Consider the following 14,605-nt stretch of genomic DNA (forward strand, 5'->3'; position numbering starts at 1 on the left):
CCTGAGATTGAGTGATATACGTATTAGACGTCGTGCGTTTTGGCAAATCGTTCCAGCCCCAGCACCAGCAGGATGGCGCACAGCATCAACACAATGGCGATGCCGAGGTGAGCCGGTTGTGACGTCACGGCCTCAAAATTAAATGGGCTCAGGTTATGTTCAACCAACGGTACTTGTTCGCCGTGTGAGTTCACGCGCCAGCTAATGGTCTCTTTCCACGGCCAGATCTTCGGCAGCGTGCCCAGCATGAGGCCCGTTAGGAATGCCAGCGTCACGTCGCGGTAGTGCTTGAGTAGCCAAGACAGCACATGAGAAAAACTCAGCAAACCGATCACACAGCCCAGCAGAAACAGGCTCAGCACATCGATTTGTAAAGATTTCACCGCGCCAAGGACCGGCGTGTACATGCCAATCAGCAGGAGAATGAAGCTGCCTGAAATGCCGGGCAGGATCATCGCGCAGATGGCAATGCCGCCCGCAATAAGAATGTTCAGGCTGGTAAATTCCATGTTCAGCGGTTTTAACACCGTGATTGCGTAGGCAAAAGCCACTCCGAGTATGAGAAAGGCCCAGCGAGATAATGTCCTGTGCTCAATCTGTTTGAGGATGTGGTACACCGACACCAGAATCAAACCAAAGAAAAACGACCAGATGGGAATCGGGTGCGTCACCAGTAGCCACGAGATCAGCTTAGCGAGGGTGAGAATGCTGGTGAATATGCCGCCAAACAGCGCAATCAGAAAACCACCATTGATGTGACGAAACGCGGCGGCGAATCCTTCCTGTTTCCACAAGCGAAGCAGGCTTGGGTTGATACGACGAATGCTTTCTAGCAGCGTGTCATACACACCCGTGATGAAAGCAATCGTACCGCCAGACACGCCCGGAACGACGTCTGCGGCGCCCATCGCGATGCCTTTCAAAAACGTACTCAAGTAATTCATTGAAAACCTTAATTGGGACCAACTGAAGCGGAGATTATACCGAAAAATGGCTGCTGAATCCGATCGAACAATGAGGATTGGCAAAAATTTAATACAAGGTTGCTCAGCATGCGGTTGAGTATCAGAATGCGCCGAATTGCAAATTGCAATTCGTAAAATGCAAAAATATTGTCGGTGTTTTATCAGAATTTGTGCTATTCCGCCCAAAATAGCGCTTTGCAAGATGGCACGGTTAATGCATAATTCATCTCGACCCTTCTTAAAGCCGAGGGTCACCTAGCCAACTGACGTTGTTAGTGAATAGATACTTGTTCACATCATACATAAGCCAATCGCCGTTTTGCGATTGGCTCTTTTTTTTCTGGTTAGGTATTATGTCTCCCTTCACCTCCTCACACTGACTCATTTAGCTCAGTGAACAAGTTCTCATTTCAACATTGACACAGAGACGTGACGTAAAGTCACACCTAAGAGGTTTCTTTCGACGACACGGGTATGGTCGTTTATCAGAGCATGGCGCAGGTTGCCATCGCTTGTAGCTCATTAAGGAAGATGAGTGTGGATATACATTTGAGGTTATATGAATCACATTATCTCCGTCGGCACGCTGGAATCATTCCTGATCGCCATTAGCGTGTTATTTTTGGGGCATTTTATTAATGCCAAACTGCCGGTTTTAACCAAATTCAACATTCCTGAGCCCATCGTTGGCGGTTTGATTGTCGCCATTTTGATTACCGTGCTGCATTTCAATGGCATTGAGTTAGAGTTCTCTTTACCGCTGCAGAACACGTTTATGCTGATGTTTTTCAGCACGGTGGGATTGGCCGCGAACTACACACAACTGGTGAAAGGTGGCGCGAAAGTGCTGGTGTTCCTGGCTGTTGCATCGTTCTTTATCATCATTCAAAACGGCGTGGGTGTGACGCTCGCGACCGCATTAGGGCTTGATCCGCTGATGGGCCTGATCGCCGGTTCCATTACGTTATCGGGTGGTCACGGCACGGGCGCGGCTTGGTCGCAAACGTTCAGTGAAAACTACGGGTTGGACCATTCACTGGAAATTGCCATGGCATCGGCCACCTTCGGCTTGATTGTGGGCGGTTTGATTGGCAGCCCGGTGGCGAAAAAGCTGATCGACAAGCACAACTTTGAATCGGAATATGGTCGCGGCACGCAGGCGCACAGTCGCTTCCCTGAATTGGTGACATACAACGAGTACGAAGAAGACAAAGTGACCTCGAAGAAGGTGATTGAAGTGCTGTTTGTGCTGCTGATTTGTGTCACCGGCGCGCAGTATCTGGAAGGATGGGTCGAGTCATTTCATATCAGTTGGTTAATGATTCCAGACTTCGTCTACGCGCTGTTTATTGGCGTGTTCATCACCAACCTGCTGCAAGTGACCAAGGTGCACAAGCTGGACACAGACACGGTCGATATTCTCGGCACCGTGTCGTTGTCACTCTTTTTGGCAATGGCATTGATGAGCCTGAAGCTGTGGAACATTTTTGATTTGGCCATCCCTTTCCTGGTGATCTTGGCCGTTCAGTCGGTCGTGCTGGGTATTTTTGCTTACTTCGTGACTTTTAAAGTGATGGGGTCGAACTACGATGCGGCGGTGATTTCTGGCGGCCACTGCGGTTTTGGCTTGGGGGCCACACCGACCGCGGTGATGAACATGGGATCGCTGGTGAACCGTTATGGCCCGTCGCCACAGGCCTTCATGGTGGTGCCTATTGTGGGCGCGTTCTTCATCGACATCGTGAATCTGATTATTTTGCAAGGTTACATCTCGTTTATCGGCTAACCCAACCCGAACAAAAAGGCTCTGCAATGCAGAGCCTTTTTTATGATTCACAGTTGCCCAACGCGGCGAAAGGCTGGGTGTTATTCCACGTTCAGCGTCAGTTTGGTGCCGTTGAACTTCAATTGACCGAGCAGGTTCTTGGCGTTGGTTTTGCCTTGGTCGGTAAACTCCAACCCGTAGCGCGCGTAGTGAATGGAGCGCTGTAAGTTACAGATGCGCCCAACCAAGGGCTCGAAAATTTTGCTGCCACGTTTGTCGGCGAAGATTTCAATCGAAACCTGATCACCCACTTGGTACGAACGGCCGAGCGGCGCCGTAATAAATCGACAACCACTTTTCGACAGATCGCGCACTTCACATTCCGATTTACGCTCGCCTTGATTCACTTTACCCGACAAGTTCACTTCATAACGCGGCTCTTTGCGTAGTTGCGTGACTTGCATGGTGTTTGGAATGGAAAGCATTGCCAAGGTGATCGGTTCGTGCATGATATGTAAAAGCTGACTGCGGAAATGAATCATTGCCCCTTCACCGCGAGGTGAAATCGCACGGACGTTAATCCAAAAGCCCTCTTGAAAGAAGTAGGTGAGGTCTTCGCTCGAGACCTGTGGCATTTCAATCAGCAGGTAGGTGTCAGAGTGGGTGCCAATAAATGGCGTTTTGCAGATAAATTTGGTGCCGACGGGAGTGGTAATGCTCAGTGTCAGTTCACTGCCGTGTTCGACCATCGCCAAAGCGTCGGTGCTATTGAGGGTCGAAATAGTTTTGTGGCGCGAGCTCACCTTGGAACCGCTGGGGTCGTGCTGAGTAGCCACTGACTGTGAACGCATGTCTCTCTCCGTATAACGTACTGCTTTATTTTTTGTTTTTCCTGCAGATTCAGCGATTTTATGACTACATACGGCGAGTTTCAATTCAGTTTTGCCATAATTTATTTGAGTTAATTATCAAATTTGGAGTAAGAATGAAAGGACAAGTGATACAAGATGCACAGCAGCAATGCTTCAAAGTGCATTTGGAAGGGGACGAGTATGCGCTGGTACACTATGAATTGGCGCCTGGAGTCATGACGATTACGTCCACGCGCGTGCCAGAGCGTTTACAAGGCAAAGGGTATGGCAAAGTGATGATGGAAGCGGTGTTGCCCCTGATTGAGCAGCAAGGTTTGACCATCGTGCCGCAGTGCAGCTACGTGGATCACTATTTGACGCGCCACCCGCAGTGGCAGCATCTACGTCATCAATCTTGAGCGCGGTCTGAATGATCGCCTGCGTCCGTTAAGGGACAGTCTAAATCGGGCGGTGATTGGTGCAAGCGCTCGGGATGAGCGTGTAGTGCGTCAATCAATTCGCGCTCGCGCTGAGCAAAATAAATGTTCTCTGCGGCTTGGCCGCGTAAACGCATCATGTCGACAAAATCCATCATTGCCACTCCTTACGTCCATCTAGGTAAGTATAGTGGCAAATGATGGGGTGAGCGCGCGATGGCGCGTGGGATTAGGCGTTTATGCGAGCCATGTAGTAGGTGCTGATGAATTCGCCCTCGCGAAACACCGAATACTTGGCTTCCCCTTCAATTTCAAAGCCAAATTTCTTGTAACAGGCGATCGCTTTGGCGTTGTCACTGTTGACTTCGATTTGCACGCGTTTGATGTTGAGCCAGTTGTCGGCGAGGTTCAGCACGGTCTCAATCAGCTTGCTGCCAATGCCGTGGCCGTGAAATTCATCGTGTACGCCAATACCAAAACTGGCGCAGTGTGCGGTTCTTTCCCGTTGCGAGACTTGCATGCCGATATTGCCGACCACACGGCCATCGACTTCCGCGACAAAACTAAAGACACCTTCTGGCATGGTTTCCAGTCGTTTTTGCCACATCGCGACGGTTGGGTGCGGCAGTTGCAGGGTTTCGCGCTGTGCTTTGGGTTGGGCGTAAATATCGCATAAAGCGCGTGCGTCACTGACTTCTGTGGGTCTGATTAAAATCTCCATGCTTTCCTTCTTTTTATCCGTTATTTTTTAATCAATCTAACTATTTCATGAACAAATGAAAAGCAGGGAATGAGCTTCAGGCGTGATATTCAGGATCGCGATTCAGGGTCATTACTCAGGAGAGATGGTCGAGTGATTTGGCACATTCGACTGTGACCGAGACCAACGCGTGATCGCTGGCAAAACGGTCGGTGTCGAAATGGGGGTTGATCAGGTGTTGGTCTTCAACATGGTAATCGCTCACGAGGGCGATGGGATAATCAGCGTCGCGACTAAACTCGCTCGACAGCAAAATGTAGTCCAACACTTGGCCGGCAGCGCCAGTGTAGTGGGTCGGTTGGCGCTGTTCGTCGCCGCTGTGGCTAAACAGCGTCCAGCTGTCCAACAGATGATAAGGAATCAGAGGACGACAGGTTTCCGGTTGACGAAAACGGTGCGTGGCACGCAGCGCGGCAAACTCCATGCTGCTCAAAACCTGATTGAAATCGCCCATCAAGACGACTGGATGTTGACGTTGCTGTTTGCGCTGGACGATGGCCTGATGCAGCAAATGCGCTTCCTGACCTCGTTGCATTGCCGATTGCCAGCGCCCCTGCAATTCCTGCTGCCACGCATCGACCAAGGTGTCGCCGATCGGTTCATGAAGCATCGGACGCTGCGACTTAAAGTGCACCACATACACATCCACCTGCCCCAGTGCAGGATGATTGAGCGTTGCACGCAGTGGTTTGCGATGAAAATGAAACCCGTCCAGCGATGTCTCGACGGCGGCCACCTCGCTGAGTGGAAAGCGCGACGCAATGCCCACCACCGGCGAGGAATAGATGTAGTCGTCACTGACGTGTGGCGTGTCGATGACCTCGAAATAGGGGTAGCCCACCGCCGCCACTTGATCGCGCAAGGCGTGCGGACTGAACACTTCTTGAAAGCCGATGACATCGGCGTTTAATGTGGTCAGTTTTTGGCTCAGCCAGCGCTGTTTTTGTTGCCATTGCGTCTGCTCATAGATGTTGTTGAACTCATAAAACGCGTTCGGCGGTGCAAGGTAGTTGAATAAATTGGCGGTGGCAAAACGAACTTGCATAAAAACCTCGGGGTTGACTCATCCTGCCTATGCTGCCGTGCAGACGATAGGTTGGAAAAGCGGGATGTGTTACAAAAGGTTACACCGGACCTAAGTTTGGGTAAACTGGCGTTCTGATGAACAAGGATGATAATAATTCTCATGGAAGCAAAGAACTGGCGTACGCCGCAAAACTTTCTGCTGATCATTTCCATTATTGTGCCGATCGCATTTTCAAGCTGGATGGCACTGCTCAACAATTTCGTGATCGAGAAAGCGCATTTTGACGGTGCGGATATTGGGTTGCTGCAAAGCGTGCGGGAAATCCCGGGCTTTTTGTCGTTTACCGCGGTGTTTGTGCTGTTGTTTATTCGTGAGCAACGCTTCTTGGTGCTTGCGCTGGGTATGCTCACGATTGGCACGGCGATCACCGGCTTTTTCCCCTCATTGGTTGGCTTGCTGCTCACCACGCTGTTGATGTCGACGGGGTTTCACTACTTTGAAACGCTCAAGCAATCTTTGTCATTGCAATGGCTGAAAAAAGAGGAAGCGCCGGAGATGCTGGGCAAGCTGATCTCCGTGGGGGCTTTGGCATCGTTGCTGACGTATGGCGCGCTGTGGGTCATGCTGGAGCAATTGCATCTCAGTTTTCAATGGGTTTACGGCATCTCAGGGGGCGTGGCGTTCGCGCTGGTGGTCTTGCTGGCGTTTGCGTTTCCAGAGTTCAAATCAGAAACACCGCAAAATAAGAAACTGGTGCTGAGAAAGCGTTACTGGCTTTACTATGCGTTGACCTTCATGAGTGGGGCTCGCCGCCAGATTTTCACGGTTTTTGCTGGGTTTCTGATGGTAGAAAAGTTTGGCTATTCAGCGGCCGACATCACCTTACTGTTTCTGATTAACTACGTATTCAACTTCCTGTTTGCCAAACGCATTGGCCGTTTCATTGGCGTGGTGGGCGAGCGCAAAGCATTGATGTTTGAGTATGTGGGGCTGATTTTTGTGTTTGTTGGTTACGGTTTGGTGACTGATGCCCATTGGGCTGCCGGACTGTATGTGGTCGATCATCTATTTTTTGCCTTGGCGTTGGCGATCAAAACCTACTTCCAAAAGATTGCCGATCCGGCTGATATGGCCTCGACCGCGGGCGTGGCGTTTACCATCAACCACATTGCGGCGGTGGTGATCCCCGTGAGTTTTGGTCTGCTTTGGTTGGTATCACCTGCTGCGGTGTTTTATATCGGGGCGGGTATGGCGGGCGTGTCGCTGCTGCTGTCGCTCAACATTCCAAGGCAACCTGAAGAGGGCAATGAAGTGCGCGTGTTGCGCTGGAGTTGAAGCCTCGCTCAATCAAAAACCGCCGAAGTTCGGCGGTTTTTTTTGTCAGGACTAATGATCCAGATACAGGTAGTTTTGCCAGCTTTTCATGCGAATTAACACTTTGCGCATGACGGAGATGTGCTCAAAGGTATCCGAGTAAACGGCAATTTCTGCGTTGGTGCCGAGTGGGAGATGGTATTCACTCATGTCATCGGTGATGCGCAGTTTCACCAAGACGCGCCCCTGCGTATTGAGTGCTTGTGTCCCTAGGAGTGAACCGCGGGCCTGAATCTGGCCTTCTGCGATGGCCGGAATCACTTCGACCACTTCCCCTTTGAACACTTTGCCCGGTAGTGCGCGGAACAAAAACTCTGCGTCAAACCCCGGGTACAAGCGTTGCAGCGAGTTTTGGCGGAAAGCGCCGACGTAGAACTTTTCTTCGGTATGAATGAAGGTCATCACCGGTGCCAATGGCAGCGGTACTGCCATCATGCCCGGGCGCAGCGCCAGTTGGGTCACATAGCCATCGGTTGGGGCACGAACCACGGTTTCGCTCAGATTAAACTCCGCTTGAACTAACTCTGCTCGAATGCGCGCGACGGTGGTGTTTTCCCCATCAATTTGCGATTCAAATGCCAGCTTGGCTTCGTTTTCAAATGCTTGAGCCGCCTCATAACCGGCTTGCGCCCCTTTGTACGCTTGGCGGGTGGTGTCGACTTGTTGCGCGGTAAATGCGCCGCGTTTAAAGCCCTTTTCGTAACGTGCGAACTCGCGCTGCGCTTTATCGCGTTCAGCCTGCGCTTTGACCGTGGCTGCGGTGGCTTGTTTGTATTCCGCTTCCAATCTCAACACATCTTGTTCTGCGGCGGCGAGTGCTGATTGTTTCTGAATGACCGCGGCTTCAAACGGAATGGGATCGATTTTGAACAAAATGTCGCCTTTGCGCAGTGGTGTATTGGGTTCCACGTCAACCTCAATCACTTTGCCGCGCACACTCGAAACAATCGGCGTGGTGTTGTACACCTGACCGCCAATGGCGGTGAAAGGGTGGTTGTAGTTCATCAGTAAAATCAGGGTGCCGATCAACACCACACCACCGAGTACCGCTGTGGGGACAGTCCATTTGTTGAGGGGAATCTTAAAAATTTTAAAGATCGCCACACACAGGGCGGTGTAGGTCAAAATGAGTAACAGATCCATCAGCGTTGCTCCTCATTGGGTTCGGCTTTGGCGGCTGTTGGCGCGGATTGTTTGAGCGCTGCCACTTCGGCTTTGAGCGTGTTGATTTCATCAATCAGTTCATCAACGCGGTGATGAATGTCGTGCTGCTCTTCTTGTAATTGGGCAAACCCCCAGCCGCGGTCTTTGCGCCATAACGTGGCCCAAATCCATAAGAACGGCCATAACACGTGCAGCGTGAACAGGCTTACCCAGCCGGACACATGAATGGCGTCTTGGTGGGGATGGCCTCGTTCTTTGGCGATCTCATACGGAATGTCATGAATGACAATGATGCTGTAGAAGATAACCAAGGCAACAAAGATCAATAACCCGAGGGCAAAATAATCTAAAAACATGGTGAAGTCCTTGTAACCAAGTGAAGTGATTTGGCGTTAGTTTTTACATAACGCTTTATTTATATTAAACAAGTTTCCATTACTCATCGGAATATAATGCACTTGAGGAGAGGAGATTGGCCGTGATTTTGGCCGTGGATCACGTTTTGTGGCGCGGCACATTAAAGCAGCACATTAAGGCTGTGCTGCTCTTGATAAGGGACGAAGGGTTATTCGGTACAGACCTGATTGCGGCCGTTGGCTTTGGCTCGGTAGAGCGCTTTATCGGCGCGGTAGAAGGTGCGCTGCGTATTTTCGCCATCGCGATGCAGTGTGACGCCCACACTCACGGTGAGGCCGCGTTCGCCGAGAATGTCTTGCCAATCGAATTGGTAGATACGCTCACGGAAGGCGTCGGCGTGCGTTGCGGCTTGCTCGAGCGTGGCATGTTCTAAAATCACCAAGAACTCTTCACCGCCAAAGCGAACGCAGGACGTGCCGCGAAAACGGAAGTAGCGGGCAATCTCGTTGGACACATTGACGATCGCTTTGTCCCCCACCAGATGGCTTAGTTCATCGTTGATGGATTTAAAGTGGTCGATGTCCACCACCAGAAACGCGAATGATGTTTCATTTAGCAGCAAATCTTTGAGTTTGACATCCAACCAGCGGCGGTTGTGCAGCTTGGTGAGTGGGTCAGTGAACACATCTTGCTGCAACTGAGCCACGGTGTTCTTTTGATTTTCGGTGGTTTCTTTGAGCTCGCGATTTTCCAGCTCCGACAAGATCAGTTTCAATTGCAGCTCAAAGCGTGCCAGCCGGCGTAGCTGAGTTGCACCCAGCTCGCTGATCGGAATTCGTTTCATCAGATCCGATTCAATGCGAAAGCCTTTCTTTTCGTAGTTCAGCGCGGTGCGATACAAGCCTTGGCGTTCACACACATCGCTGAACGCTTCGTACAGATGCTTTTCCAACATCGGCGCGACCAACTTTGGCAAACGCTTTTCGGTCGACTCCAGAATGAAGTTGGAAAAATGCGGCTTGTTGAGCGCGATTAAGCAGTAGGCTTTTTCGATGCGAATCATGTTCGACAGCCAGCTTGAGTGCACATTCCCCAGTGTAAATTGCACGTTGCCTAACATCGACAGCGCTTGTTCTAGCTTGCCTTGTTCACGGTAGAGCTTGGCTTGATAAAGCAGAATTTGCCCGGTCAAGGTTTTGTCGCTGACCAAAATACTCAGCTCTTCGCACTCTTTGATCAAATCGTTGGCCGCGGTAAAGCGGCGCAGGTGCAGATAGCAGGCGAGCATGTAAAGTTTGTAGCGCAGGCGCAGTGAACGACTGGAGATGGCGTGATCGATGCTGTCGATTTTTTGGTAGTAGCGCAGGGCGCGATTGTGATCGCCATACGCGTCACACAAGTTACCCATGCCAAGCACGGCCAGCACGTAATCATCGATGTAGCCTTGTTCGACGGCAATGTTCGACGCTGAAATGTATTCAGTGAGCGCTGCGTTGTAGTCGCCTTGCTCCATCAAGCGTTCGCTGAGGCTGTTTTTCAACGACAGAATCAGTTCATAAGATGTACTGCCCAGCAGCAGTTGCAGCGCCGCGCGCAGCTCTTCGATACTGGTTGACAGTTGGTTCAGTTCGGCGCGGTATTCAGCACTGAACGTGAGGCTGAGCGCTTTTTCTTCCGCGGTTGAAGCCACGTGCTGGCGGACATGATCCCAGAAAATAATCGCTTCTTCACCGGACACGGACGTGGCATCAAGCCCGGCATCTTGAATCTTATTGAGTAGAGCTTCCATACGACTCTTCCTGTGGTGACATCTCTTCGAGTTGTTCGAGGGTAAACGGGAAACTCAGAATACTGTGCAGCGTCACGATGGGCTGTTCGCCGCTCAGCCCTTTGCGTTGCCACGGATAAATCGCGAGCATGTTGAGTAGCGTTTGATAAACCTGCTGGGCTGCGTCGTCTTTTTCGGCCAGCAGCAGTCCCAAACGTTGGCTGCTGAGGCGAGAGAGTAAATCTTGGGAGGCGCACAGCGAATGCACCAGTTCGGTACAGACATCGAGAAAGTGGGCGTCATGGTGCTGAATGACAATCACGGAATGGGTGGCGTGTTGCAGCTCGGCTTTAAACTGCACCATTTGTTCCCACCAATAGGTTTCAGACACCACATTCGACAGGTGCTTTTCCGGATCGTATTCATGTTGCGCGCGAACGCGGTTGATCAGCTTACGGGCGCGTTGTTCCAGTTGGCGCTTTGATGCTCTGGCTTTATCCAAACCGGCACGAATGGTTTGTTCACGTAGCATGGCGGTCGAAAATTGGCGGTATTTGCGAAAGGCGGCCAGCGCTGCGCGAAAATCCCCTTGCTCTTCTGCCACGCGTGATTGTTGGTAGCAAATTTGCGATAGCAACTCGCCATTATCAAACTTGTCGGCAGAGGCTTCGGCGAGTTGCAGCAGCTCGGTCGCGTGATCGAGGTTTTTGCGCAGCAGTTCCAGCCGAGCTCGGCTGATAAATGAGTGGGCTTTCATCCACACTAAATCGTGTTTCACCGCCAACTCGTGCGCGCGCTGGGTGGCTTCTTCCGCATCGCTGAGGCGCTCTAACCCCAGCAGTGCAAGGCCGCGAAAATCCCACACTTCGGCTTGCCAAGTGCGATCGGGATGGCCGCGTAACGCTTCTTCGGCCCCATCAAGTACCGTGAGCATTTCAACGTATTGGTTGAGCAGGTAGAGATCCCATGCCCACAAAATTCGCGCTTTGCCTTCCAGCCAGTGAATGCGCGTGTTATTGGCCACTTTCACCGCGAGCTCGTGAGTCGCACCCGCCAGTTTGTGTTCGTTGGTGATGCGCCACACGTTACCAAGACCAATCAAACATTCGATCAGAATTTCGTTTTCTTCCACCAACGCGGCTTGTTCCAGTGCATTGATCCAGAATTGCTGCGCAGAATAATACTTGGCTTGTCCCCAAAAATGCAGGGCATGTACATGAAGAATTTCCGGCAGGTAATCGTCGGTCTCGAGGCTGTTTTGGTAGGTAAAGGCTTGTTTGATGGTTTTGAGGCCAGCGCGGTAATCCATGTCACACCACAGACAGCGTGACATGATGATCAGCGATTGCAGAATACCGTCAGAAAACTCGATTTGTTTGGCCCGCGTTAAGCATTGCTCCGCCACCGCTAGCACTTGCTGCGGTTCAGACTCGATGCGGTGCCGAAGTTGGTCAATTTCAAGTTTAAGTAGGTACTGGCTTTTATCCAAACTGCATGATCCTTGGCTTTGCGGCTCTGAATGACAGCTTCATTATATGGAGCCGTTCGGTTTTCGCACTCATTACAGCAATAAATTGAGCCGATTGACTAGCTATCGGCACATTTATTGACCTTAGTTCACATTTTTTGTAAGGCAAATCTTTCAAGTGTTTAGGATAAAAGCTCTTTTAATGTTAATGGGTGTTGAGTTAGCCCAAGGTTTTGCGCCGCTGTAAAGCCATGTTTATCCTGATAACACAGATTGTGCCACGCACGGAAAATATCCAGTAATGGTTGTAGCCCGCCCGGGCGCAGTTTTCGACGCGGTTCATTGATGAAGGATTCAAACAGCAGTTGAAACCGTTGCTGATAGAACTCGATTTGACGAATCGAAGCCGATTGCAGCCACTGCTGCGGCTCACCATTGTCGCCGGCCAGGTAGCAAATGCCTTTGTCACCATTCGCTTGGCTGGCAATGGCCCAGCGATCGCGCCACCACCCCATCAGTACGATATTGGTTTTGCTGAACTCGCCCATCGGCTGCCAACCGTGGTCTTCTTCCACGTACATCAAGTCGACGTTGTTGTCGCGAATGCGCGACAGGCACACGCTCAGTGCGGCTGAACGCAACACCGGATCTTGCGGCATGAAAATCGACACCCGTTTGCTTGCTTCGCACATATCCAGCACATGCAAGTAATGAGCGTAGGAGGTGTACGGTGGTCGAATCAACGCCCCTTTGGATGGGTAATGAAACACGGTCAGATTGCCCATCGGATCTTCGACGTTGCCGCGCGCCAGAATGGTTTGATATTTCTGGTCGATGCGTTCACGCAGAATCGGTGACGGATCAGGAACTGGCTGATTGGCTTCTGAAGAGTGTTCACGGGACACAAAACGAGCTGGAAAGCCATACGGATTGTGATCGACGCTGCCCGCAGGCTCTTCTTGCGCTGAGTAATTGACGTGCTGGCACAAAATGTAACCGGTTCGCGCATCGCCGGTTGCAATCCACAACACGCCGTTGTTGCTTTGTGGTTGCAGGGGCATGTAACGGGAGGCGAACTGGAAAGATTCGGCATGGTTGACCCAGCGCGCGTCGATCATCGCCAATTTACGGCGGCATCGACTGGCAACGTGATCGACATGATCGTAGAAGGTTTTGGGATTGATGCTGAGCTTGCGACAGATCTCGCGCACGGAGTAGCCCATAAAGAGCAGGCCGAGCAAGGTCTCTTGAAAGCTGAGTTTCTTGTTGGCACCGGACCATTTGTCCACGAAGGTGGCATGACACTGTTTACAACGATACCGTTGGCGGTCGCCGCTGTAGCCAAAGGCGTGATAGAGGTGCTTGTGGGTATGGACGGACAAGCCAACGTTGGCGCAGTCGTCATTGCGACATGCCGGCAGCCCTTCGCTGTGCAGCTGACGCAGGCGATGAAGTTCGTTGAGCACTTCACGGTTGTTAAGTAAGGGGGGGAAAGCTCCACATTCACGACAAACCATCGATGGACGCTTGGGGTTTGCGCGTTGCAGGACATAACGTTCTGCGTCACTCAGTCCAAAGTTGTCACACGCCAATGTTTTACAAAAGTTGAGTTGCAAACCATCAGCATCCGCCGGTAATTGGTCGTTAGACACGATCGCCCCCTCGGGGTAATTCTGGCAGCCGGCGGTTAAATCCGGCTGCGGAGTGTAAGTCTTCAAATTAGATATTGGTTGCGGTTTCCAGAGCCACTTGCATCATGTCGTGGAATGATTTCTGACGATCTTCTGCGCTCAGTTTCTCGCCACGCAGAATGTGGTCAGATACGGTCAGAATGGTCAGTGCACGTGCGCCGAGGTCGGCGGCAACACCGTAGATACCAGCCGCTTCCATATCAACACCCAAAATGCCAAGGTTTTTCATCTTCTCGAAGATTTCTGGCTCAGGTGTGTAGAACAGATCGGCGGAGAATACATTACCCACTTTGATCGGTACATTTTTCGCACGCGCTTGATTGACTGCGGTTTCCAGCAGATCGTAGTCCGCAATGGCGGCGAAATCGTGGCCGCTGAAACGGATGCGGTTCACTTTCGAGTCCGTAGAGGCACCCATACCGATCACCACGTCCATCAGTTTGACGTCATCGCGTACCGCGCCGCAGCTACCGATACGGATAATGTTTTTCACGCCGTACTCAGCGATCAGTTCGTGAACGTAGATGCTGCACGATGGGATGCCCATGCCGTGGCCCATCACTGACACCTTTTTGCCTTTGTAGGTGCCGGTGTAGCCAAACATATTGCGAACGTCACAAACCTGTTGTACGTCTTCCAGGTAAGTTTCCGCAATGAATTTTGCGCGCAGTGGGTCACCTGGCATCAACACAGTATCCGCAAAATCACCTGGTTGTGCATTAATGTGTGGGGTAGCCATCGTTTCTCTCCAAAGTAGGTCAGTCATCCTATACACCGATACAAATTACGGTTTTTGTTGACTGATGAATCATCTGTTGCGGCAATACTAGCCAGTAACCCCAAGGCTCCTTGAGAGATTTGTCACAAAATGAGTCGGAGAGTGATTGATAAGCTCTATTGATAACTAAATGTGTTGAAAGTGGTAAGGCAATCGATTCGGGAAAACGTTTGATTTATTTGTACAAGAATTTTGTTTGT

14 protein-coding genes are annotated in these 14,605 nt (G+C 51.1%); 3 read left to right on the forward strand and 11 right to left on the reverse strand.

Annotation, left to right across the window (positions count from 1 at the left end; genetic code table 11):
• Window positions 1-23: 23 nt before the first annotated feature.
• On the reverse strand, window positions 24-944 hold the full coding sequence (locus ACS18Q_RS15145; RefSeq protein ID WP_004727329.1) for a DUF368 domain-containing protein: 921 nt from the start codon (window positions 942-944) through the stop codon (window positions 24-26).
• A 580-nt stretch (window positions 945-1,524) separates the two neighbouring features.
• On the opposite strand from ACS18Q_RS15145, the gene gltS reads away from it, so the two are divergent.
• The gene (gene gltS, locus ACS18Q_RS15150) at window positions 1,525-2,751 is read left to right on the forward strand and encodes a sodium/glutamate symporter (RefSeq protein ID WP_004727328.1); all 1,227 of its coding nucleotides are present in this window, start codon (window positions 1,525-1,527) and stop codon (window positions 2,749-2,751) included.
• Window positions 2,752-2,831: 80 nt separating this feature from the next.
• Here the strand turns inward: gltS and ACS18Q_RS15155 are convergent, their stop codons facing one another.
• Window positions 2,832-3,581, reverse strand: coding sequence for a flagellar brake protein (locus ACS18Q_RS15155; RefSeq protein WP_143679789.1), 750 nt, complete (start codon window positions 3,579-3,581; stop codon window positions 2,832-2,834).
• A 134-nt stretch (window positions 3,582-3,715) separates the two neighbouring features.
• Between ACS18Q_RS15155 and ACS18Q_RS15160 the strand changes: the two genes are divergently transcribed.
• On the forward strand, window positions 3,716-4,000 hold the full coding sequence (locus ACS18Q_RS15160; RefSeq protein ID WP_441257921.1) for a GNAT family N-acetyltransferase: 285 nt from the start codon (window positions 3,716-3,718) through the stop codon (window positions 3,998-4,000).
• On the opposite strand, the gene ACS18Q_RS15165 is transcribed toward ACS18Q_RS15160, so the two are convergent.
• From ACS18Q_RS15165 to ACS18Q_RS15175, 3 genes are all read right to left on the reverse strand, one after another.
• Entirely contained in the window at window positions 3,991-4,176 is a 186-nt protein-coding gene (locus ACS18Q_RS15165; protein ID WP_014257910.1) for a hypothetical protein, read from the reverse strand. The two genes, ACS18Q_RS15160 and ACS18Q_RS15165, sit on opposite strands and share 10 nt — an antisense overlap.
• A 71-nt stretch (window positions 4,177-4,247) precedes the next feature.
• Complete coding sequence (locus ACS18Q_RS15170) at window positions 4,248-4,739, reverse strand: GNAT family N-acetyltransferase (protein ID WP_014257911.1); 492 nt, start codon at window positions 4,737-4,739, stop codon at window positions 4,248-4,250.
• 115 nt (window positions 4,740-4,854) lie between these two features.
• Window positions 4,855-5,823, reverse strand: coding sequence for an endonuclease/exonuclease/phosphatase family protein (locus ACS18Q_RS15175; RefSeq protein WP_441257922.1), 969 nt, complete (start codon window positions 5,821-5,823; stop codon window positions 4,855-4,857).
• A 141-nt stretch (window positions 5,824-5,964) separates the two neighbouring features.
• Between ACS18Q_RS15175 and ACS18Q_RS15180 the strand changes: the two genes are divergently transcribed.
• Window positions 5,965-7,140, forward strand: coding sequence for an MFS transporter (locus ACS18Q_RS15180; protein ID WP_004727322.1), 1,176 nt, complete (start codon window positions 5,965-5,967; stop codon window positions 7,138-7,140).
• Window positions 7,141-7,191: 51 nt separating this feature from the next.
• Here the strand turns inward: ACS18Q_RS15180 and ACS18Q_RS15185 are convergent, their stop codons facing one another.
• The 6 genes from ACS18Q_RS15185 to deoD form a co-directional block, all read right to left on the reverse strand.
• Window positions 7,192-8,322, reverse strand: a complete 1,131-nt coding sequence (locus ACS18Q_RS15185; RefSeq protein ID WP_055464912.1) for an HlyD family secretion protein — start codon at window positions 8,320-8,322, stop codon at window positions 7,192-7,194.
• Complete coding sequence (locus ACS18Q_RS15190; protein WP_014257914.1) at window positions 8,322-8,699, reverse strand: DUF3302 domain-containing protein; 378 nt, start codon at window positions 8,697-8,699, stop codon at window positions 8,322-8,324. Before ACS18Q_RS15190 ends, ACS18Q_RS15185 begins: the two co-directional genes overlap by 1 nt.
• Before the next feature lie 209 nt (window positions 8,700-8,908).
• Window positions 8,909-10,489 (reverse strand): GGDEF domain-containing protein, encoded by a 1,581-nt coding sequence (locus tag ACS18Q_RS15195; protein ID WP_004727318.1) that lies wholly within the window; start codon window positions 10,487-10,489, stop codon window positions 8,909-8,911.
• A complete protein-coding gene (locus ACS18Q_RS15200; RefSeq protein WP_004727317.1) occupies window positions 10,470-11,957 on the reverse strand; it encodes a hypothetical protein in 1,488 nt (495 codons plus the stop codon). Before ACS18Q_RS15200 ends, ACS18Q_RS15195 begins: the two co-directional genes overlap by 20 nt.
• Before the next feature lie 161 nt (window positions 11,958-12,118).
• Window positions 12,119-13,588, reverse strand: a complete 1,470-nt coding sequence (locus tag ACS18Q_RS15205) for an IS1 family transposase (RefSeq protein WP_143679796.1) — start codon at window positions 13,586-13,588, stop codon at window positions 12,119-12,121.
• 67 nt (window positions 13,589-13,655) lie between these two features.
• Window positions 13,656-14,366 (reverse strand): purine-nucleoside phosphorylase, encoded by a 711-nt coding sequence (gene deoD / locus ACS18Q_RS15210; protein WP_441257923.1) that lies wholly within the window; start codon window positions 14,364-14,366, stop codon window positions 13,656-13,658.
• Window positions 14,367-14,605 lie beyond the last annotated feature (239 nt).

This window comes from Vibrio sp. Vf1514 (assembly GCF_052076135.1).
In the GTDB taxonomy this organism is placed as follows: domain Bacteria; phylum Pseudomonadota; class Gammaproteobacteria; order Enterobacterales; family Vibrionaceae; genus Vibrio; species Vibrio furnissii.